General features: G+C 63.9%; 18 protein-coding genes. 6 read left to right on the forward strand and 12 right to left on the reverse strand.

From position 1 onward, the window contains the following. Window positions 1-202 precede the first annotated feature (202 nt). Window positions 203-4,108 carry an ATP-dependent RNA helicase HrpA gene (gene hrpA, locus KDB76_RS21545; RefSeq protein WP_013973713.1) on the reverse strand — a complete coding sequence of 1,302 codons (3,906 nt, stop codon included), beginning with the start codon at window positions 4,106-4,108 and terminating at the stop codon, window positions 203-205. A 534-nt stretch (window positions 4,109-4,642) separates the two neighbouring features. On the opposite strand from hrpA, the gene KDB76_RS21550 reads away from it, so the two are divergent. Beyond that, complete coding sequence (locus KDB76_RS21550; protein WP_024087557.1) at window positions 4,643-6,007, forward strand: glutamine synthetase family protein; 1,365 nt, start codon at window positions 4,643-4,645, stop codon at window positions 6,005-6,007. Between the two features lie 23 nt (window positions 6,008-6,030). Further along, a complete protein-coding gene (locus KDB76_RS21555; protein WP_038410075.1) occupies window positions 6,031-7,338 on the forward strand; it encodes an FAD-binding oxidoreductase in 1,308 nt (435 codons plus the stop codon). A gap of 127 nt (window positions 7,339-7,465) precedes the next feature. On the opposite strand, the gene fadD1 is transcribed toward KDB76_RS21555, so the two are convergent. Both fadD1 and fadD2 read right to left on the reverse strand, forming a co-directional pair. After that, entirely contained in the window at window positions 7,466-9,163 is a 1,698-nt protein-coding gene (gene fadD1, locus KDB76_RS21560) for a long-chain-fatty-acid--CoA ligase FadD1 (protein WP_023663600.1), read from the reverse strand. 296 nt (window positions 9,164-9,459) lie between these two features. Then, on the reverse strand, window positions 9,460-11,148 hold the full coding sequence (gene fadD2, locus KDB76_RS21565; RefSeq protein WP_013973717.1) for a long-chain-fatty-acid--CoA ligase FadD2: 1,689 nt from the start codon (window positions 11,146-11,148) through the stop codon (window positions 9,460-9,462). A gap of 219 nt (window positions 11,149-11,367) precedes the next feature. Here fadD2 and KDB76_RS21570 point away from each other — a divergent pair, with 219 nt between their 5' ends. Further along, window positions 11,368-12,312, forward strand: coding sequence for an alpha/beta hydrolase (locus tag KDB76_RS21570; protein ID WP_013973718.1), 945 nt, complete (start codon window positions 11,368-11,370; stop codon window positions 12,310-12,312). Between the two features lie 34 nt (window positions 12,313-12,346). Then, window positions 12,347-12,817: a MaoC family dehydratase gene (locus KDB76_RS21575; protein WP_012273633.1), complete on the forward strand. Its 471-nt coding sequence runs from the start codon at window positions 12,347-12,349 to the stop codon at window positions 12,815-12,817. 126 nt (window positions 12,818-12,943) lie between these two features. On the opposite strand, the gene KDB76_RS21580 is transcribed toward KDB76_RS21575, so the two are convergent. The 5 genes from KDB76_RS21580 to KDB76_RS21600 form a co-directional block, all read right to left on the reverse strand. Then, window positions 12,944-14,182, reverse strand: coding sequence for an RNA polymerase sigma factor (locus tag KDB76_RS21580; RefSeq protein WP_038410076.1), 1,239 nt, complete (start codon window positions 14,180-14,182; stop codon window positions 12,944-12,946). After that, window positions 14,182-14,667 (reverse strand): SRPBCC family protein, encoded by a 486-nt coding sequence (locus KDB76_RS21585; protein ID WP_013973720.1) that lies wholly within the window; start codon window positions 14,665-14,667, stop codon window positions 14,182-14,184. Before KDB76_RS21585 ends, KDB76_RS21580 begins: the two co-directional genes overlap by 1 nt. Before the next feature lie 21 nt (window positions 14,668-14,688). Further along, window positions 14,689-15,033: a YciI family protein gene (locus tag KDB76_RS21590; RefSeq protein WP_013973721.1), complete on the reverse strand. Its 345-nt coding sequence runs from the start codon at window positions 15,031-15,033 to the stop codon at window positions 14,689-14,691. 44 nt (window positions 15,034-15,077) lie between these two features. After that, the gene (locus KDB76_RS21595) at window positions 15,078-15,503 is read right to left on the reverse strand and encodes a nuclear transport factor 2 family protein (protein ID WP_013973722.1); all 426 of its coding nucleotides are present in this window, start codon (window positions 15,501-15,503) and stop codon (window positions 15,078-15,080) included. 260 nt (window positions 15,504-15,763) lie between these two features. After that, on the reverse strand, window positions 15,764-16,021 hold the full coding sequence (locus KDB76_RS21600; protein WP_004375752.1) for a DUF2790 domain-containing protein: 258 nt from the start codon (window positions 16,019-16,021) through the stop codon (window positions 15,764-15,766). 354 nt (window positions 16,022-16,375) lie between these two features. Here KDB76_RS21600 and KDB76_RS21605 point away from each other — a divergent pair, with 354 nt between their 5' ends. Next, window positions 16,376-16,744 carry a GNAT family N-acetyltransferase gene (locus tag KDB76_RS21605; RefSeq protein ID WP_015271317.1) on the forward strand — a complete coding sequence of 123 codons (369 nt, stop codon included), beginning with the start codon at window positions 16,376-16,378 and terminating at the stop codon, window positions 16,742-16,744. Here the strand turns inward: KDB76_RS21605 and def are convergent. The 3 genes from def to KDB76_RS21620 all read right to left on the reverse strand — a co-directional run bounded on the left by def (window position 16,699) and on the right by KDB76_RS21620 (window position 18,592). Next, window positions 16,699-17,235: a peptide deformylase gene (gene def, locus KDB76_RS21610; protein ID WP_013973724.1), complete on the reverse strand. Its 537-nt coding sequence runs from the start codon at window positions 17,233-17,235 to the stop codon at window positions 16,699-16,701. The two genes, KDB76_RS21605 and def, sit on opposite strands and share 46 nt — an antisense overlap. Then, window positions 17,232-18,191 (reverse strand): YihY/virulence factor BrkB family protein, encoded by a 960-nt coding sequence (locus KDB76_RS21615; RefSeq protein WP_013973725.1) that lies wholly within the window; start codon window positions 18,189-18,191, stop codon window positions 17,232-17,234. Before KDB76_RS21615 ends, def begins: the two co-directional genes overlap by 4 nt. 221 nt (window positions 18,192-18,412) lie before the next feature. Beyond that, window positions 18,413-18,592: a CsbD family protein gene (locus tag KDB76_RS21620; RefSeq protein WP_015271319.1), complete on the reverse strand. Its 180-nt coding sequence runs from the start codon at window positions 18,590-18,592 to the stop codon at window positions 18,413-18,415. Window positions 18,593-18,777: 185 nt separating this feature from the next. On the opposite strand from KDB76_RS21620, the gene KDB76_RS21625 reads away from it, so the two are divergent. Beyond that, the gene (locus tag KDB76_RS21625; protein WP_013973727.1) at window positions 18,778-19,158 is read left to right on the forward strand and encodes a hypothetical protein; all 381 of its coding nucleotides are present in this window, start codon (window positions 18,778-18,780) and stop codon (window positions 19,156-19,158) included. On the opposite strand, the gene KDB76_RS21630 is transcribed toward KDB76_RS21625, so the two are convergent. Continuing rightward, window positions 19,159-19,995 carry a S1-like domain-containing RNA-binding protein gene (locus KDB76_RS21630; RefSeq protein ID WP_013973728.1) on the reverse strand — a complete coding sequence of 279 codons (837 nt, stop codon included), beginning with the start codon at window positions 19,993-19,995 and terminating at the stop codon, window positions 19,159-19,161. Window positions 19,996-20,021: the final 26 nt, after the last annotated feature.

Here is a 20,021-nt window from a genome sequence, read left to right on the forward strand (position 1 = left end):
CGCTGGCTGGAAACATGACAGGTTAATGGCACTTTAGTACCAATTTATAGGCGAGGGCTGCGCCCTCGTTCGCGGGCACGCCCGCTCCCACAGGGGTTGCGCCGCTCCCGAGGACACTGCTGTACCTGTGGGAGCGGGTTTACCCGCGAAGGGGCCGCCAGGTGGCCCCAAATTGCATCAATATTGCCACAACTGCGGAAGTTTAGCCCTCCACCTGGCTCCATTGCTTGCTCAATCGCTTGTCGGAAATCGGCACCTTGGTCCCCAATTGCTGGGCAAACAGCGAAACCCGATATTCCTCCAGCCACCAGCGGTACACCGTCAGTTGCTCATCACGCTTGCCTTCCTGGGCATGCTTGTCGGCACGTGCCTTGTACTGCGCCCACAGGTTGGCCAGCTCACCGCTCCACACCCGGTCCTTCTGCACCTGCGAACCCAGCTTCTCCAGGCGCAGTTCCACCGCCTTGAGGTAACGCGGCAGCTCCTTGAACCAGGCCCCGGGGGTTTCACGCACGAAGCCTGAGTACACCAGGTTGCCGAGCTGTTGCTTGATATCGTTAAGCGCCACTGCCTGGCTCAGGTCGATCTTGCCCTTGAAGCGCTTCTGCAGCCCATGCCACAGCTTCAGCACTTCCAGGGTCTGCCGTGCCAGGCGCTCGGCATGCTCGGCCCAGCTGCCGCGCTTGCGCTCGGCCAGGCCAGCCAGGGCCGCCCCATCGCGTGGCAGCGGCTGTTCGCCTTCAAGGATGCAGCTGTCCAGGCTGGCCAGCAAAATGTCCTCGACCAGCGCCTCGACCCGGCCCATTTCACGGTACAGCAGGCCCAGCTCGGTCAGCCCCGGCAGCTTGCCGCGCAGGTACTTGGCCGGCTCGGCCAGCTGCTGCAGCAACAGGCGCTGCAAGGCGCGGCGGTGCTGGAATTCGGCCTCGGCCTGGGTCGAGAAGCGCCCTTCGCGCACGGTGCCGCCCTCTTCCACCAGTGCCGGGTACACAGTCATCGACAGGCCGGCGATCTTCTGCTGCGCGGTCTGCTTCACCTCGCTGAAAGCCTTGGCCTGCACCGGCTGCTCGCTCTTGGCGTCACGCGGCACGGCCAACGCTGCCTGGCTGGCTGCTGCAAAGCGCGCGGTCAGCTCGGCCAGGTCGCGACCTTCACCCAGAAACTTGCCCTGGCCATCGACCACTTCGATGTTCATGCGCAGGTGGCCTTCGACCAGGTTGACCGACTCGTCCCATGCCTCGTCGGGCACACGGGCGCCGGTCATGCGCAGCAGTTCCTGGCCCAGGGCCTGCGGCAATGCGCCCTGGCCGAAGGTCATGCGCGCCAGCGAGGCCTTGACGAAGTCCGGCACCGGCACAAAGTTCTTGCGCAGCGCCTTGGGCAGGTTGCGCACCAGCGCCACGCACTTGGCTTCCAGCAGGCCGGGCACAAGCCATTCCAGGCGCTCACCCGGCAAGCTCGGCAGCAGCGGCGCCGGTACCCGCACGGTCACGCCATCGCGGGGGTGCCCGGGCTCGAAGTGGTAACTCAGCGGCAGGCGCAGTTCGCCCACCTGCAGGCTGTCGGGGTACTGCGCGGCGGTGACCTCGCTGGCCTCACGGGCCAGCACGTCTTCCTCGCGCATGATCAGCAGGTTGGCGTCCTTCTGGCTGCCCATGCGGTACCAGCTGTCGAAGGTCGCCGTCTGGTGGATTTCCGCCGGCAGACGCGCTTCGTAGAAGGCATATAGCGTCTCTTCGTCGGCCAGGATGTCACGGCGACGGGCCTTGGCCTCCAGCTCGTCGAGCTCTTCCAGCAAGCGCTTATTGGCCGCCAGGCACTTGGCCCGCGACTGGATTTCGCCACCCACCAGGCCTTCGCGGATGAACAGCTCGCGCGAGGTGACCGGGTCGATCGGGCCGAAATGCACCGGCCGACGGCCGACCAGGATCAGCCCGTACAGAGTGATCTGCTCGTAGGCCACGACCTGCCCGCGCTTCTTCTCCCAATGCGGTTCGAAGTGGTTCTTCTTGACCAGGTGGCCGGCCAGCGGCTCGATCCAGTCCGGCTCGATCCTGGCCACCATGCGGGCGTACAGCTTGGTGGTTTCGACCAGTTCGGCCGCCATCACCCACTGTGGGCGCTTGCGCCCCAGGCCCGACGACGGGTGCACCCAGAAGCGCCGCTGGCGGGCGCCCTGGTAGTCGCCCTCTTCGGTCTTCTGGCCGATCTGGCTGAGCAGGCCACTGAGAATGGCCTTGTGCATTTTCGGGTAGTCGGACGGGTCCTTGTTCACTGTCAGCTGCAGGTCACGGCAGATCAGTGCCAGCTGGCGATGGGCATCGCGCCATTCGCGCAGGCGCAGGTAGTTCAGGAAGTTCTTGCGGCACCAGTTGCGCAGCGGGTTGGCGGTCAACGCCTGGCGCTGTTCCTCGAAGCCACGCCACAGGTTGACCAGCGCGGCGAAGTCGGAATCCACGTCCTTCCATTGCGCGTGCGCCTGGTCGGCGGCCTGCTGGCGCTCCGGCGGGCGTTCGCGCGGGTCTTGCACCGACAGCGCACTGGTGACGATCAGCACTTCCTGCAGGCTGCCCAGGCGGGCGCCTTCGAGCAGCATGCGGCCCAGCCGCGGGTCGATCGGCAGGCGCGCCAGTTGGCGACCGATCGGCGTCAGCTGGTTTTCGCGATTGACCGCCGACAGCTCCTGCAGCAGGTTGAAACCATCGCTGATGGCCTTGCCATCCGGCGGCTCGATGAACGGGAAGGCGTCGATTGCGCCCAGGCGCAGGTGCAGCATCTGCAGGATCACTGCCGCCAGGTTGGTGCGCAGGATCTCCGGGTCGGTGAACGCCGGCCGGCTGTTGAAATCCTCTTCGCTGTACAGGCGCACGCAGATACCCGGCTCGACCCGGCCGCAGCGGCCCTTGCGCTGGTTGGCACTGGCCTGCGACACGGCCTCGATGGGCAGGCGCTGCACCTTGGCGCGGTAGCTGTAGCGGCTGATGCGTGCGGTACCGGTATCGATCACGTAGCGGATGCCCGGCACGGTCAGCGAGGTTTCCGCAACGTTGGTGGCCAGCACCACACGGCGCCCGGTGTGTGGCTGGAAGATGCGCTGCTGCTCGGCCGGCGACAGGCGCGCGTACAACGGCAGGATCTCGGTGTGGCGCAGTTGCGCCTTGCGCAAGATCTCGGCGGCATCACGGATCTCGCGCTCGCCCGGCAGGAAGATCAGCACATCGCCGGGGCCCTTGCCCTCACTCCGCTCGTGGTGCGCCAACTCGTCCAGCGTGGCGAGGATGGCCTGGTCGACGGTGAGGTCGTCCTCGATCTGGTTGCCCTCCTCGTCCTGCTCGCTGGTTAGCGGGCGGTACCAGGTTTCCACCGGGAAAGTACGCCCGGACACCTCGATGATCGGCGCGCCGTCGAAGTGTTTGGAGAAGCGCTCCAGGTCGATGGTCGCCGAGGTGATGATCAGCTTCAGGTCCGGGCGCCGGTGCAGCAGGGTCTTCAGGTAGCCGAGCAGGAAGTCGATGTTGAGGCTGCGCTCGTGGGCCTCGTCGACGATGATCGTGTCGTAGCGCTCGAGGAAACGGTCGTGTTGGGTTTCGGCCAGCAGGATGCCGTCGGTCATCAGCTTGACCAGGGTGTTGGCGTCGCTCTGGTCTTCGAAACGCACCTGGTAGCCGACCAGCCCGCCCAGCGGCGTGCCCAGTTCTTCGGCGACCCGCGCGGCAACGCTGCGGGCGGCGATCCGGCGTGGCTGGGTGTGGGCGATCAGGCCATGGCTGCCACGGCCCAGTTCGAGACAGATCTTCGGCAACTGGGTGGTCTTGCCCGAGCCGGTTTCGCCGGCGATAACCAGCACCTGGTGCTCGGCCAGGGCCTTCTTGATTTCGTCACGCTTGGCAGCGATTGGCAGGCTGTCGTCGTAGCGCACGGTCGGCACGCTCTGCTGGCGCGCGGTGACCTGGGCGCAGGACGCCTGGACCTTTTCCACCCACTGCGCCAGCTTCGCCTCGTCGGGGCGCTTGCGCAGTTCGTGCAATTGCCGGCGCAGGCGATGGCGGTCGGCGATCATGGCGTGGTCGAGGTTTTGCAGCAGTTTGTCGATGGCGTGGTCAGTCATGGGGCTTTTTAGTGATGCAGGTGGGCCTGCTTTTTCATGATCGGCATTCGGAAAGTTGGGCGATTGTCGCAGATTTGCCGGTTCTCTGCTGCCTGTGACGGCCTCTTCGCGGGTAAACCCGCTCCTACAGGGACCGCACAACACCCAGCCTTGATGCAATCCTGTAGGAGCGGGTTTACCCGCGAAGAGGCCAGGTGCAACGGCACAAATGTTTAGCCAGGTGCGATGTAAAGGTTGCCATTCACTGCTTTAATCAACCTTACGCCGCATGTGAGTATCAAAGGCATGACTCCCGTCCAGCCCATCGCCCCACCGTCGTCCCGCCCTTCGCAAGCGAAGGCCCGGCGCCGTGCCGGTGAGAATCCGCTGGTCCACATCATCCTCGCCTTCTGGGCCCTGTGGCACTGCCGTCACGCACGCCCACCGGATTTCTCGCTCACGCCGTTGTGACCAGACCCGGCCGTCTTCCGGCCGTTTGACTCAGCCGGGCCGCCAGCATGCGCGGTGGCCCGTGCGCCCGTGAGCGAATCCATCATGCACTTTGCACCTGTAGAGCAGGCCAGCCGTTTTCTGGCCGACAACCCCGATATCGAACTGTTCGAACTGTTCATCCTCGACGCCAATGGCGTGCCGCGCGGCAAGCTGCTGCACCGCGACGAACTGTTGGCCGTGTACCAGACCGGCCGGCCGCTGCCCAGCACCATTCTCGGCCTGACCCTGAACGGCGACGACGTGGAAAACTCCGGCCTGGTGTGGGACGTGGGCGATATCGACTGCCGCGCCTACCCGCTTGAAGGCAGCCTGGTGCGCCTGCCCTGGCGCCGGGTGCCGACCGCCGCGGTGCAGGTGAGCATGCACCCGAACGAGGGCCTGCCAGCCAGCATCGCCGACCCGCGCCATGTGCTGCTGCGTACCATCGAGGCGTTGAAGGCCGACGGCTACCATCCGGTGATGGCCTGCGAGCTGGAGTTCTACCTGCTGGACCAGCAACCTGATGCCCAGGGCCGCCCGCAACCGGCACTGGACAATGACGGCGGCCGCCCACGCACCACCCAGGTGTATGGCCTGCGCGAACTGGAGCAGATCGAGCCGTTCCTTGCCGACCTCTACGCCGCCTGCAAGGCCCAGGGCATCCCGGCGCGCACGGCGATTTCGGAATACGCCCCCGGCCAGGTGGAAATCACCCTCGAGCACGGCGACGCTCTGCAGGCGATGGACCAGGCCGTGCGCTACAAGCGCCTGGTCAAAGGCATTGCCCATGCCCATGGCATGCAGGCCTGCTTCATGGCCAAGCCGTTCGCGCAACTGGCCGGCACCGGCATGCACATGCACCTGAGCCTGGCCGACAGCGCCGGCAACAACCTGTTCGCCAGTGAAGACAAAGCCGGTACCCCGCTGCTGCGCCAGGCCGTGGCAGGCATGCTGCGACACCTGCGCGACTCGCTGCTGCTGTTCTGCCCCAACGCCAACTCGTTCCGCCGCTTCCAGGCCAACAGCTATGCCCCGCTGGCGCCAACCTGGGGCGTCGACAACCGCACCGTGAGCCTGCGCATACCGGGCGGTCCGGCCAACAGCCGGCACGTGGAGCACCGCATCTGCGGCGCCGATGCCAACCCCTACCTGGCCGCTGCGGCGATCCTTGCCGCCAGCCACTGGGGCATTCGCCAACAGCTGGACCCGGGGGCACCGGTGGAAGGCAATGGCTATGCCCAGGCCACCGAACACCTGCCCACCGACTGGCTGACTGCCCTCGACGCCCTGCAGCATTCGAGCTGGGCTCGCGAAGCACTGGGCGAGGACTTCCTTGGCGTATACCTGAAGGTCAAGCGCGCCGAGTACCGCCAGTTCATGGCCGAAGTCAGTGAGCAGGACTGGCGCTGGTACCTGCACCAGGCCTGATCCCCGGATAACAAGGAACACCCATGAATGCAGCATTGAACAAAGGGCCGGCGCAACGCGCGCCGTCCTACTACAGCGCCACCCTCAACGACCACACCGAGTACCCGCAGCTCAAGGGCACGGTACAAGTGGATGTGGCGATCATCGGCGGCGGTTTCACCGGCGTGGCCACGGCGGTGGAGCTGGCCGAGCGTGGCCTGAAGGTGGCCATCGTCGAAACCAACCGCATCGGCTGGGGTGCCAGCGGGCGCAACGGCGGCCAGGTCACCGGCAGCCTGTCGGGCGACGAAGCCATGCGCACGCAGATGCGCAACCGCCAGGGTGCCGAGGTCGATGACTTCATCTGGCACTTGCGCTGGCGCGGGCACCAGGTGATCGAGCAGCGCGTGGCACGCTACAACATCGACTGCGACCTCAAGCGCGGCCACCTGCACGCGGCCATGAAGCCCTCGCACATGGACGAGCTGCGCGCATTCGAAGCCGAGGCCCGGCGGCGCGGCATGGGCGAGCAGGTGCAACTGCTGGACCGCGATGGCGTGGCCGAGCACCTGCAAAGCCCGCTGTACCTGGGCGCGCTGAAAAACCTGCGCAACCTGCACCTGCACCCGCTCAACCTGTGCCTGGGCGAGGCCCGTGCCGCCCATGGCCTGGGGGCGCTGATTTTCGAAAACTCCGAAGTGCTGGACATCGTCCACGGCCCGCGCCCGGCGGTAGTCACTGCCCACGGGCGGGTCGAGGCGCGCCAGGTGATGCTGGCCGGCGATGTGTACCACAAACTGGAAAAGCGCCAGCTCAAGGGCAAGATCTTCCCGGCCATGGGCGGCATCGTCACTACCGCACCGCTGGGGGAACTGGCCGAACAGATCAACCCGCAGGACCTGGCGGTGTACGACTGCCGCTTCGTCCTCGACTACTACCGGCTGACCGCCGACAAGCGTCTGCTGTTTGGCGGTGGCGCCAACTATTCCGGCCGTGATTCACGGGATATCGAAGGCGAACTGCGCCCGTGCATCGAGCGCACCTTCCCGGCGTTGAAAGGCGTGCCGATCGAGTTCCAGTGGAGCTGCGCCATGGGCATCGTGGTCAACCGCATCCCGCAGCTGGGCAAGCTGTCGGACAACGTTTGGTATTGCCAGGGTTATTCGGGGCACGGCATTGCCACCAGCCACATCATGGGCGAGATCATGGCCGAGGCGTTGACCGGGACGCTGGAGAAGTTCGACACCTTTGCCCAGTGCAAGCATGTGCGGGTGCCAATGGGGGAACTGCTGGGGAACCCGCTGTTGGCGGCAGGGATGTGGTATTACCAGATGCTGGAGAAATTGCGCTGATTTTACCGGCCTCTTCGCGGGTAAACCCGCTCCCACAGGTATTGCACAACCCTTGAGAGTTGCACAGAACCTGTGGGAGCGGGTTTACCCGCGAAGAGGTCGGTAAAGCCAGCAGAGATTCAGAAGATCAGGCGATCTTCTTCAGGCCCTGCTTCTTCAGCTCTTCATCACGCAGCTCACGGCGCAGGATCTTGCCCACGTTGGTGGTCGGCAGCGCGTCGCGGAACTCGATCTGGCGCGGTACCTTGTAGCCGGTAACGTTGGCGCGCATGTGCTCCATTACCTGTTCCTTGGTCAGGGTCATGCCCGGCTTGACCACGATGAACACCTTGATCACTTCACCGGACTTCTCGTCCGGCACGCCGATGGCCGCGCACTGAAGCACGCCCGGCAGGGCCGCCAGCACATCCTCCAGCTCGTTGGGGTAAACGTTGAAGCCCGAGACCAGGATCATGTCCTTCTTGCGGTCGACGATGCGCATGTAACCATCCGGCTGGATCACGGCGATGTCGCCGGTCTTCAGCCAGCCATCGCTGTCGAGGATCTCGGCAGTGGCCTCCTCACGCTGCCAGTAGCCCTTCATCACCTGCGGGCCCTTGACGCACAACTCGCCCACCTCGCCCAGCGGCAGCTCGTTGCCGTTGTCGTCGATGACCTTGCACAGGGTGGACGGCACCGGAATACCGATGGTGCCGACCTGGTTGGCCTCAGCCGGGTTCACCGCAGCCACCGGGCTGGTCTCGGTCATGCCATAGCCTTCGCAGATGGCGCAGCCGGTCACGGCCTTCCAGCGCTCGGCCACGCTCAGTTGCAGGGCCATGCCGCCAGAAAGGGTGATCTTCAGCGCCGAAAAGTCCAGGGCACGGAACGCCTCGTTGTTGCACAAGGCAACGAACAGGGTGTTGAGGCCGACGAAGCCGCTGAACTTCCACTTGCCCAGTTCCTTGACCATGGCTGGCAGGTCACGCGGGTTGCTGATCAGCACGTTGTGGTTGCCGATCAGCATCATTGCCATGCAATGGAAGGTAAAGGCGTAGATGTGGTACAGCGGCAGCGGGGTGATGAGGATTTCGCAGCCTTCATGCAGGTTGGAGCCCATCAGCGCCCGGCACTGCAGCATGTTGGCCACAAGGTTGCGGTGGGTAAGCATCGCGCCCTTGGCCACGCCGGTGGTGCCACCGGTGTACTGCAGCACCGCCACGTCGTTGGCCTGCGGGTTGGCCTCGGTCACCGGCTGGCCCTTGCCCTGCGCCAGAGCGTCGTTGAAGCGTACGGCACGCGGCAGGTTGTAGGCCGGCACCATCTTCTTCACGTACTTGATCACGCTGTTGATCAGCAGGCGCTTGAGCGGCGGCAGCAGGTCGGCCACTTCGGTGACGATGACGTGCCTGACCTGGGTCTTGGGCACTACCTTCTCGGCCAGGTGGGCCATGTTGGCCAGGCACACCAAGGCCTTGGCGCCGGAGTCGTTGAACTGGTGTTCCATTTCCCGTGCGGTGTACAGCGGGTTGGTGTTGACCACGATCAGCCCGGCACGCATGGCACCGAATACCGCTACCGGGTATTGCAGTACGTTAGGCAGCTGCACGGCAATGCGGTCACCCGGCTTGAGGTCGGTATGCTGCTGCAACCAGGCGGCAAACGCTCCCGACAGCGCATACAGCTCGCCATAAGTGATAGTCTTGCCCAGGTTGCTAAAGGCCGGTTTGTCGGCAAAGCGTTGGCAGGATTGCTTGAGTACCGCCTGGATATTGGGGAATTCGTCAGGATTGATTTCCGCCGTAATCCCGGCTGGGTACTTATCCTTCCAAAAATTTTCGATCATGGAAGCCCACTCCTTCAGCAACAGCGAAGTTCGATTCACGCGTCGATGCGCTTATTATTGATATGGGATGACGGCTCGTTGCAAACCGGATCATCTGAAAGCGGGCCGAGAGTAACAGCTTTGCCTGGGGTCGCCTAGAGGCCAAAATAGGCCTCACGGTCATAAAAATGACTCAATGAACAATACAGGTCATTTTTAGAGTAATTATCCAAAATGTCGCAGATCGGGCTGTGATCAGCCTGTTAGAGCGGCTTTAAGGCATTCGCGGGTGAACCCGCGAAGAAGCCAACCCGGTATCAAGCTATGTCGCGCAGCTCCCGCCGCAGGATCTTGCCCACCGGCGTCATCGGCAACGACTCGCGCAGCACGATGTGCTTGGGCACCTTGTAGCCGGTGAAGTTGGCCTTGCAGTAGGCCTTCAGCTCATCCACGCTCAGCCCGCCCTCGCGCGGCACAACGAACAGCTTCACCGCCTCGCCGGAGCGCTCGTCCGGTACGCCGATGGCCGCGCAGTTGGCGACCTTGGGATGGCCCATCACCACATCCTCGATCTCGTTGGGGTACACGTTGAAACCCGAGACGATGATCATGTCCTTCTTGCGGTCGACAATGCGGGTGAAGCCGTCCGGGTCGATCACCGCGATGTCGCCGGTCTTGAACCAGCCCTCCGCATCCAGGGCCTGGGCCGTGGCCTCGGGCTGCTGCCAGTAGCCTTTCATCACCTGCGGGCCCTTGATGCACAGCTCGCCCCGCTCGCCCAGCGGCAGCTCGTTGCCGCCATCGTCGATCACCTTGAAGGCGGTGCCCGCCACCGGGATGCCCACCGTACCCAGACGCGCCAGCTGGCCATAGGGGTTGGTGCTGGCCACCGGCGAGGTTTCGGTCAGGCCGTAGCCTTCGACGATGCGGCAACCGGTAAGCGCCTCCCAGCGTTCGGCGGTGGCCTTGACCAGTGCGGTGCCGCCGGAGTTGGTGACCTTCAGCGCCGAAAAGTCGAGCTGGCGGAAGCCCGGGTGGTCCATCAGTGCGACGAACAGCGTGTTCAGGCCCAGCAAGGCGGAGAAACGCCATTTGCCCAGCTCCTTGATGAAGCCGGAAATATCACGCGGGTTGGTGATCAGCACGTTGTGGTTGCCGGTGACCATCATGCACATGCAATTCGCGGTAAACGCATAGATGTGGTAAAGCGGCAACGGCGCGATCATCACCTCCTGGCCGTCCTTGATCAGCTTCTGCCCGTCCGGCCCGTGCTGCGAGAAGCAGGCCAGCACCTGCAGCATGTTGGCCACCAGGTTGCCGTGGGTGAGCATGGCGCCCTTGGCCAGGCCGGTGGTGCCACCGGTGTATTGCAGCACGGCAGTGTCGTCCAGGCTGAGCGGCACCGGCTTGTGCGACAGCTCGCGGCCCTGGCGCAGCACCTGCTTGAACGACACAGCCTGGGGCAGCTGGTAGGCCGGCACCATCTTCTTGACCTTGTCGACCACGGTGTTGACCAGCCAGCCCTTGGCGGTGGGTAGCAGGTCGCCCATCCTCGCCTCGATCAGGTACTCGATGCCGGTATCGGGCAACACCTCCTGCACGCGCTTGCCGAACATGTTCAGGTACACCAGCGCACGCGCGCCGCTGTCCTTGAACTGGTGGCGCATCTCGCGCTCGGTATACAGCGGGTTGGTGTTGACCACGATCAGGCCAGCGCGCAGGGCACCGAACACAGCGATGGGGTATTGCAGCACATTGGGCATCTGCACCGCGATGCGGTCGCCCGGCTTGAGGTCGGTGTGCTGCTGCAGCCAGGCGGCGAAGGCCGCCGAATGGCGTTCCAGGTCCGCGTAGGTCAGGGTCACGCCCAAATTGCTGAAGGCCGGGCGGTCGGCGAAGCGTTTGCAGGAGCGCTCGAACACCTCGACGACCGAGGTGTAGGCATTGATGTCGATGGTGGAAGGCACGCCCGCCGGGCGCTTGTCATTCCAGAAGTCGGCTTGCATTTATTATTGTTCCTCTGCCTGGACCTGCTGTGAGTCCTGTAATCCTTTCACCTGCCCGCCCGAAAGCGAAAAGGCGTTGATCCGACGTTAGCAGGTAAGACCAAGGTGGCATATACGCCAAGTGCCGCCATTAACATTGTGAATCTTATTTGTGCCCTTCCTGCAATCCGGTCGGTTGTGCATACACTGTTCGGGTACCTGTGCGCACAAGGACCCGCCATGCCTCACGACGCCTTCTGGCTACCCGCCAGCGAGCACTGCAGCCTGTATGTGCACCAATGGTTGCCGGCCACACCGGTAAAAGCCGTGGTGCTGCTGGCCCATGGCATGGCCGAGCACGCCGGGCGCTACCAGCACCTGGGCCATGCCTTGAGCGAGGCCGGCTTCGCCCTGTTCGCCCCCGACCAGCGCGGCCATGGACGCACGGCCGAGCTGGGCAGCCTCGGCCTGTTCGCCCGCCATCATGGCTGGAATGCCGTGGTCAACGACATCGGGCTGCTGGCCCAGCACATCGGCCAGCAATACCCGTGCACGCCGCTGTTCCTGTTCGGCCACAGCATGGGCAGCTACATCGCCCAGGCCTACCTGCTGCACCACAGTGGCAGCCTGCACGGGGCGATCCTTAGTGGTTCCAACTACCAGCCGGCAGCGCTCTACTGTGTGGCGCGCCTGATTGCCCGGCTGGAGGCCTGGCGCCAAGGGCCGCTGGGAAAGAGCGCGCTCATAGAGTGGTTGTCGTTCGGCTCGTTCAACAAGGCCTTCAAGCCCAACCGCACGGCGTTCGACTGGCTCAGCCGCGACCCGGCGCAGGTCGACCTGTACGTCAACGACCCGCTCTGCGGCTTTCGCTGCAGCAACCAGTTGTGGCTTGACCTGCTGCAAGGCTTGGCGCAGATCAGCCAGCCGAGTAATCTCGCGCAGATCGATCCTAACCTGCCGCTGCTGGTGATAGGTGGTGAATGTGATCCGGTCAGCGCCGGCAAGCGTCTCACCCACCTGGCCGACGCTTTGCGCGCGACCGGCAATCGACATGTACAGCTGCGCGTCTATCCTGAGGCGCGGCACGAAGTACTCAACGAAACCAACCGTAACGAGGTCACCGCCGATATTCTCGGCTGGCTTGAACAGGCGCTGGCTCTTGGCCGCCCTGTGCGCAGTGAATGATAGCCGCCCTCGCCTACCGCTTAAGGAAGCCCCGATGTCCCAGGTCACCAACACGCCTTACGAAGCCCTCGAAGTCGGCCAGAAGGCCGAGTACAAGAAGTCCGTCGAAGAACGCGACATCCAGTTGTTCGCCGCGATGTCCGGTGACCACAACCCGGTACACCTGGACGCCGAGTTCGCTGCCAAGAGCATGTTCCGCGAGCGCATCGCCCACGGCATGTTCAGCGGCGCGCTGATCAGTGCTGCAGTGGCCTGCACCCTGCCTGGCCCTGGCACCATCTACCTGGGCCAGCAAATGAGCTTCCAGAAGCCGGTGAAAATTGGCGATACCCTGACCGTGCGCCTGGAAATCCTGGAGAAGCTGCCCAAGTTCAAGGTGCGCATCGCCACCAATGTGTACAACCAGAACGATGAGCTGGTGGTCCAGGGTGAGGCCGAGATCCTGGCACCGCGCAAGCAGCAGACCGTCGAGCTGGTGTCGCCGCCGAATTTTGTGGCTAGCTGAAGATTGATGCAGGCAGTACCGGCCCTTTCGCGGGTAAACCCGCTCCCACATGGACCTCACAGCATCAAGCCGTGACGCAATCCTGTGGGAGCGGGTTTACCCGCGAAGAGGCCGGCGCAGCCAACATCATTCGATAGCCTGCAACCGCCGCTCGATATGCCTGCGCTCCGGTTCCTGCCGGGTCAACGCCAGCGCCTGCCGCCAGGCCGCCCGGGCCTCTTCCATATGCCCCAGCTGGTAATGCAGCTCACCCCGCGTCGCATGCGCCAGGTGATAGTCCAGCAACTCTCCCCGCGCCAGAATCCCTTCGACCTCCCGCAGGCCAACCTCCGGCCCATCCCGCTTCGCCAGCGCCACGGCCCTGTTCAGTTCAACCACAGCTGACGGCCAATGCCGCTGCAGCACGTCATACAGCCCGACGATCTCCGCCCAGTCGGTCGCTTCGGCTGTCGCCGCTTCGGCATGCACCGCCGCAATCGCCGCCTGCACGGTATAGGCACCGAACGCCCGGCTTTGCAGGGCCTGGCGCACCAGTTCGCAACCTTCGGCAATGCGTTGCCGGTCCCACAGGCTACGATCCTGCTGCTCGAGCAATACCAGGTTACCCCGGCCATCGGTACGCGCCCGCTGCCGGGATGCCTGCAGCAACATCAAGGCCAGCAGGCCGACCGCCTCCGGGTCGGGCAGCAACTGCACCAGCAGGCGCGCCAGGCGAATGGCTTCATCGCTCAGCTCCTGCTGCAACAGCGCCTCGCCCGACGACGCCGAATAGCCCTCGTTGAACACCAGGTAGATCACCCGCAGCACACTCTCCAGGCGCTCGGGCAGTTCGTTCAGCTCCGGCACCTGATAAGGGATGCCGGCATCGCGGATCTTGGCCTTGGCACGCACGATACGCTGGGCGATGGTGGCCGGACTCTGCAGGAAAGCACGGGCGATCTGCTCGGTGGTCAGGTCGCAGACTTCACGCAGGGTCAGCGGCACCTGGGCATCGGCGGACAAGGCCGGGTGGCAGCAGGTGAAGATCAGCCGCAAGCGGTCGTCGGCCAGCAGCTCTTCTTCGCTGGGGTCCTGCGCCTGGCCGTCGAGCAGCATGCTCAGGTCCGCCTGGGAACGGTCGAACCGGGCGCGCCGGCGCAGTGCATCGATGGCCTTGAAGCGGCCGGTGGACACCAGCCACGCCCGCGGGTTATCGGGGATACCGTCGCGCTGCCAGCGCTCGACGGCGATGAAGAAGGCATCGTGCATGGCCTCCTCGGCCAGGTCGAAATCACCCAGCAGGCGGATCAGCGTCGCCAGGATGCGCCGTGACTCGCTCCGGTAGACCGCCTCGACCTCGGCGCGCACCTGCGCCAGTGCCGTCATCAGTCGGGCATCCGCTGGGTCACCACCTCCACCAGGCGGTCCAGGCTCTCTCCCCAACCCTGGTGGAAGCCCATTTCCTCATGGGCGCGGCAGTCGGCGGCATTCCAGTGCCAGGCGCGGGCGGTGTAGCGGGTTTTGCCTTGTTCCTCGTCAAAACTGATCACGGCAGTCATGAACGCCTTGTCCGAAGGCACCCAGCCTGGGCCGAAGGCATCGGTGAACACCAGCCGTCGCGGCGCAGCAATCTCCAGGAATACGCCCTGGTTCGGGTAATCGCTGCCATCCGGCGCCCGCATCACGGTGCGGAACAGGCCACCGATCCACAACTGCATCTCACATTCCGGGGTGGTCATGCCGTGCGGCCCCCACCATTGCATCAGCCACTGAGGGTCGGTCCAGGCGCGGAACACCTTGGACGGCGGTGCGTCGATCAGGCGACTGATGGACAACTCGTGTTGCACTTGCGCGGGGTGTGCCAGGCTCATGCTGGGAAGTCTCCATTGCTGTCAGGGTTGCAGTTCGCGCACCGGTCGCACCTCGACACTGCCGACCCGCGCGGCGGGGATGCCCTTGGCGATGTTCAGCGCCTCGTTCAGGTCGCGGGCTTCCACCAGGTAGAAGCCCGCCAACTGCTCCTTGGTCTCGGCGAACGGGCCGTCGGTCAGGCTCATGTGCCCGTTGCGCATGCGCACTGTGGTGGCGGTCTGCACCGGCTTCAGCGCCTCGGCCGCCAGCATTCGCCCAGAGCCTTGGATGGATTCGGCATACGCCATGCATTCGGCGTCTTCCGGGCTGTCGGGCAGGCTGTGCAACAGCCCCTCGTCACAATAGACCAGGCACAGGTATTTCATGGTCGCCTCCAGGGCATTGGCAAAGTGCGATTGGCGATAACGGTTCAGGGTTTGAGATCGAACAGGGCCTTCTGGGTTTGCATGTCGAACGGCGCCGACCAGTGCTCGTGGATTACCTGCCACTGACCACCTTGACGACGATAGCCGACGGTGGCGCGCATGAAGCCGCACTGGCTTTCGTTGTCCGCGGGGCCACAGCGGTTAAGCCAGTGGGCCAGGGCCAGGTCGCCAGCGGCATGCACGGTGAGTTCGGCGTATTCGAAAACCATGGGGCCGGGGCACATGCCCATGCACATTTCCCAGTGCGCCTGGTAGGTTGCCTTGCCCTTGAACTGCAGGGCCTGGATGGCATCGAAGGCGACGATGTCGTCGGCATAGGGAGCGATGATGTTGGGGATGTCGCGATCGCGCACGGCCTGCATCCAGCGCTCGATCAATTGGCGGATCTCGGTTTCGGCTGCGGTGCTCATCGGGGGTTCCTCCGACAGGTCATGGGTGATTGGGCACGGGGTGCAACGTGCTCTCACCTATGGTCGAACGAGGGACGGAGGAATCGACAGGTCGAGGAAATTATTCTGGGTTGGTTGTGGTTTGAAATGCATATGGGGGGATTGCGTCGGGGCGACAAGGTGCATGCCTTGGGTGATGTGGCGCCTGTGAGACCGCGCGCCGCGCGGGCGGCGCTCGGTCTCACAGGCGCTGAAAATGCTGTGGCAGGCCCTTGGCGGGCTCAACCCTGCTGGCACCCCTCACCCATGGCCCGGTACTGGATGGTGTGCACCTGGCCCTGGTGGTCTTCGTAAGTCATGGTCGCAGGTACCACTTCGCAGACGTTGGGGATGGTCGACAGGTTGATCACCCGCTTGATGTCCAGGTTCATGGAGTAGTCGTACTGCTGGGCGACGGGCTCGCTGGAGACGGGTCTGGCCTCATCGGCGAGGGCGAACGAGGACATACCGACCAATGCAAGAATCAGTAATGGTTTCATGTGAGTTTGCCTTTTGAGCATTCAAGCTGATCGATTGACTTCTATTGCCGTGCCCGGCGCGGAGAAGTTGCCATCTACGGTGAAGATGGCACGAAGTACCGATCCCGCTTCGTACTGCCAGTGGGGATGGCTAAAAGTCTACTCCCGGCCTGGAATAGTTGAACCCCGAACTCGGACATTCACCCTTGCCAGATATGCAACAATCTGCGACAAGTTCACCGCAAAACATCGGGCCAGAGCCTCTGGCCACCTTTCAGGGCAGGGCGCGCAATTTCTGAAAATTTGTACTGTTCGAAACTTTCGGCCCCGGAACGCCGGCTGCTGGACCACTTTTACCGCCAGCACGGCTCACGCATGCGTGCTGCGGGCGACGCTGAGCTATGGGTGGCGCGGGGTCCCGGCATCATCGCGGGCCTGAGCCTGAGCCCGGTGGGCGATGGCTTGTGGCTGACCGGGTTGTTCGTCGACCCGCAGCGGCGCAGCCAGGGCGTGGCCGGGCGGTTGGTCGAGGCGGCGCTGGCGCAGGCTGGCGGGCCCACTTGGCTGTTCTGCCACCCGGACCTTGCGCCCTTCTACCAGCGCCTGGGCTTCGACATGGCTCTGCAACTGCCGGAAACCCTGGCTGGCCGCCTGCAGCGCTACCAGCGCAGCAAACGCCTGGTGGCACTGCAACGGGGTCAGTCGTCGCTGGCGTCGAGCCCGGGGAACAGCACCTCGGTGTAGCCGAACCGGGAAAAGTCCTGGATGCGTGACGGGTAAAGCCGGCCGATCAAGTGGTCGCATTCATGCTGCACCACCCGCGCATGGAAGCCGTCGGCAAAACGGTTGATCGGGTTGCCCTGGGGGTCGATGCCTTCATAGCAGATGTGCTTGAAACGCGGCACCACGCCGCGCAGGCCGGGCACCGACAGGCAGCCTTCCCAACCGTCCTCGATCTCGCTGGATGTGGGCGTGATGACCGGGTTGAGCAGGATAGTCTGCGGCACCGGTTCGGCATCCGGGTAACGCTCGCTGCGCTCGAAGCCGAAGATCACCAGCTGCAGGTCGATACCGATCTGTGGCGCGGCCAGGCCCACACCGCCCACATGGCGCATGGTTTCGAACATGTCGTCGATCAGTTGCTGCAGTTCGGCGCTGCCGAGCATGTGCTCGGGCACTGGCGGGGCGATGCGCAGCAGGCGTTCGTCGCCCATCTTGAGAATGTCACGGATCATCGGGGGTTCGGCTCTGAAGATTGGTGCTCGCTCGGAACGGGGTGCTCATGGCCCAGCACGGTAATGGTTTCGCGGGGTTTGTGCTCATCGACGTCCTTTTCGCCAGGGTTCTTGCCCTCGCTCGACATGTGCTCGATCACTGCGTTCATCTCCGCGCCCAGCAGCAAAACGGCGGCGGAGATATAGAAATACAGCAATAGCACGATGATTGCACCGATACTGCCGTACATGGCGTTGTAGTCGGCAAAGGTCTTCACGTAGTAGGCAAAGCCCAGCGACGCCAAGATCCACACCACCACCGCCAGCACCGAACCCGGGGTGATGAAGCGGAACTGCTGCTTGACATCGGGCATCACGTAGTAGATCAGCGCCACCGCTACCATCATCAGGATGATGATCGCCGGCCAGCGCAGGATGGTCCACACCGTGACGATCACCTCCTGCATGCCGACCTGGGCGGCAATCCACTCCATCACCTGCGGCCCCAGCACCATCAGCGCCGCTGCCACCAGCAACATGCCGGCAATGCCCACGGTATAGATGATCGACAACGGAATGCGCTTCCACACCGGGCGGCCCTCGGGCACATCGTAGGCGGCGTTCATCGCGCTCATCATCAGGCGCACACCGGCCGATGCGGTCCACAAGGCAATCACGATACCTACTGACAGCAGCCCGCCCTTGGACTGCTGCAACTGGTCGATCACCGGGTTGACCTGCTCCAGCGCCTGGGGTGGCAGCACCAGTTCCGATTGCAGGCGCAGCCAGGAGAAGAAGTCCGGCAGGTGCAGGAAACCGATCAGGGCGATCAGGAACAGCAGGAACGGGAACAACGAGAACAGCATCTGGTAGGCCAGTGCGGAAGCGTAGGTCGACATCTCGTCGTCGAGGAATTCCTTGACGGTGCGTACCAGCACGCGGTGCAGGGGCAGGCCGCGCAGGTCGGGGAAAATCATAGCGTCTCCTTTCGCCGCTTGATTCGTGAGTACCACGGGTAAGTCTAATAGACCATGCCGCTGCTGTGCTGATCCCGGCCATACTGCAAGAATTTGCTTACGCCAGTAGCGGCCTATTCGCGGGCACGCCCGCTCCCACAGGTACCGCACAGTGCTTGAAATCTGTTCAGTACCTGTGGGAGCGGGCATGCCCGCGAAAAGGCCGGGACAGGCCACTCACATCAAGGCTTTTTCACCGCGTCCTTCACGTTGCCCTTGATCTGTTGCCCCTCGCCCTTGAGCTCCTGCGCTTCACCCTCGGCCCGCAGCCGCTCATTGTCGGTCACTTTGCCGACACCCTGCTTGACGTTGCCGATCGCTTCATTGGCCAGGCCTTTCGCTTTGTCTTTGGTACCGCTCATGGCAAAACTCCTGCAATTGGGAGCACGTGGACCGTGCCGACAGTCGGTGGACCCGACGCCTTCGCCAAGCGTTCCAACAGTTTTTCGCCTTCGAGCCGAGCGGCAAGGCGGTTGGCAAACCTTGCCCCGCTACCCGCCACCCCTCACAATGCAGGCCTTCATAGCGTCAACCCGCAGGAACCTGCATGAAACTCGACAAACCCGCCGCCATCGCCCGGCGTAACGAAGCACTGGCCCGCCCGGTGCTGACCAGCAGCAACACCCTGTTCGCCATCCTCGACCGCAAGCGCAACCTGTGGTGGTTCGAGGTGCCGGTGGCGCTGCTGCGCAAGGGCCAGCCCGACTGGGTCAACCTGCTGCTGCACACCCCGGAAAGCGACGAGCTGCAGCACCTGAAGGTGCCGACCAACTTCCTGCGCGCTCACCAGGAACAGATGGAAGTGCGCAACCCCGGCAAGCGCCGCTCGACCATCAGCCTGGCCCTCAGCGCCGACCGCGACTCGCTGCTGCGCGACACCCGACCGGGTGGCGAGCAGCTGGACTTCCGTACCTTCGTGCAGGCCTGATCAGGCCTTTTCGATGCGATCGTCATGGATGACGATGCGGCCCTGCTTGAACAACCCGCCAATGGCCTTCTTGAAGTTGCCCTTGCTGACGTTGAACAACTTGCTGATCAGCGCCGGGTCGCTCTTGTCGCACACCCCCAGCACCCCGCCTTCGGCCTCCAGGCGCGCCATGATCTGCTCCTGCAGGCTGTCGGCCAGGGCAGCACCCACCGGTTGCAGGCTCAAGGCGATCTTGCCGTCCGCGCGCACTTCCTTGATGAAGCCCTTCTCGTGCATGCCCGAGCGCAGGAACTTGAACACCTCGTTCTTGTGGATCAGGCCCCAGTGGCGGTTGTTGATGATCGCCTTGAAGCCCATCGGTGTCTCGCCGGCCACCAGAAGCTCGACCGGCTGGCCTACCTGGTAGTCCGCCGGGGTGCGGTCCAGGTAACGGTCCAGGCGTGAGGTGGCGGTGATGCGGCGGGTGCGCTTGTCGAGGTACACGTGCACCACGCAGTAGTCGCCGATCTTCAGCGGCCGCGCCTCTTCCGAGTACGGCATCAGCAGGTCCTTGGACAGGCCCCAGTCGAGGAAGATGCCGGCACCGTTGATATCCTTGACCTTGAGGCTGGCGAACTCGCCAACCTGCACCTTGGGCTTCTCGGTGGTGGCGATCAACTGGTCTTCGCTGTCCAGGTAGATGAACACGTTCAGCCAGTCATCCACTTCGGTTTCGGCGTTTTTCGGGATGTAGCGCCCGGGCAGCAGGATCTCGCCGTCGGCGCCGCCGTCCAGGTACAGGCCGAAGTCCACGTGTTTCACGATTTGCAAACTGTTGTAACGCCCAAGCAGAGCCATTTCCGATGTTCCTCAAGACAAGGCGG

The sequence above is a fragment of the Pseudomonas sp. JS425 genome, assembly GCF_018223845.1.
GTDB classification, from domain to species: domain Bacteria; phylum Pseudomonadota; class Gammaproteobacteria; order Pseudomonadales; family Pseudomonadaceae; genus Aquipseudomonas; species Aquipseudomonas asiatica.

Bases quoted from the DNA above. Each gene is read 5' to 3' on its own strand.
- hrpA (WP_013973713.1), bottom strand. From the start codon at position 4,108: ATGACTGACCACGCCATCGACAAACTGCTGCAAAACCTCGACCACGCC.
- KDB76_RS21550 (WP_024087557.1), top strand. From the start codon at position 4,643: ATGCACTTTGCACCTGTAGAGCAGGCCAGCCGTTTTCTGGCCGACAAC.
- KDB76_RS21555 (WP_038410075.1), top strand. From the start codon at position 6,031: ATGAATGCAGCATTGAACAAAGGGCCGGCGCAACGCGCGCCGTCCTAC.
- fadD1 (WP_023663600.1), bottom strand. From the start codon at position 9,163: ATGATCGAAAATTTTTGGAAGGATAAGTACCCAGCCGGGATTACGGCG.
- fadD2 (WP_013973717.1), bottom strand. From the start codon at position 11,148: ATGCAAGCCGACTTCTGGAATGACAAGCGCCCGGCGGGCGTGCCTTCC.
- KDB76_RS21570 (WP_013973718.1), top strand. From the start codon at position 11,368: ATGCCTCACGACGCCTTCTGGCTACCCGCCAGCGAGCACTGCAGCCTG.
- KDB76_RS21575 (WP_012273633.1), top strand. From the start codon at position 12,347: ATGTCCCAGGTCACCAACACGCCTTACGAAGCCCTCGAAGTCGGCCAG.
- KDB76_RS21580 (WP_038410076.1), bottom strand. From the start codon at position 14,182: ATGACGGCACTGGCGCAGGTGCGCGCCGAGGTCGAGGCGGTCTACCGG.
- KDB76_RS21585 (WP_013973720.1), bottom strand. From the start codon at position 14,667: ATGAGCCTGGCACACCCCGCGCAAGTGCAACACGAGTTGTCCATCAGT.
- KDB76_RS21590 (WP_013973721.1), bottom strand. From the start codon at position 15,033: ATGAAATACCTGTGCCTGGTCTATTGTGACGAGGGGCTGTTGCACAGC.
- KDB76_RS21595 (WP_013973722.1), bottom strand. From the start codon at position 15,503: ATGAGCACCGCAGCCGAAACCGAGATCCGCCAATTGATCGAGCGCTGG.
- KDB76_RS21600 (WP_004375752.1), bottom strand. From the start codon at position 16,021: ATGAAACCATTACTGATTCTTGCATTGGTCGGTATGTCCTCGTTCGCC.
- KDB76_RS21605 (WP_015271317.1), top strand. From the start codon at position 16,376: ATGCGTGCTGCGGGCGACGCTGAGCTATGGGTGGCGCGGGGTCCCGGC.
- def (WP_013973724.1), bottom strand. From the start codon at position 17,235: ATGATCCGTGACATTCTCAAGATGGGCGACGAACGCCTGCTGCGCATC.
- KDB76_RS21615 (WP_013973725.1), bottom strand. From the start codon at position 18,191: ATGATTTTCCCCGACCTGCGCGGCCTGCCCCTGCACCGCGTGCTGGTA.
- KDB76_RS21620 (WP_015271319.1), bottom strand. From the start codon at position 18,592: ATGAGCGGTACCAAAGACAAAGCGAAAGGCCTGGCCAATGAAGCGATC.
- KDB76_RS21625 (WP_013973727.1), top strand. From the start codon at position 18,778: ATGAAACTCGACAAACCCGCCGCCATCGCCCGGCGTAACGAAGCACTG.
- KDB76_RS21630 (WP_013973728.1), bottom strand. From the start codon at position 19,995: ATGGCTCTGCTTGGGCGTTACAACAGTTTGCAAATCGTGAAACACGTG.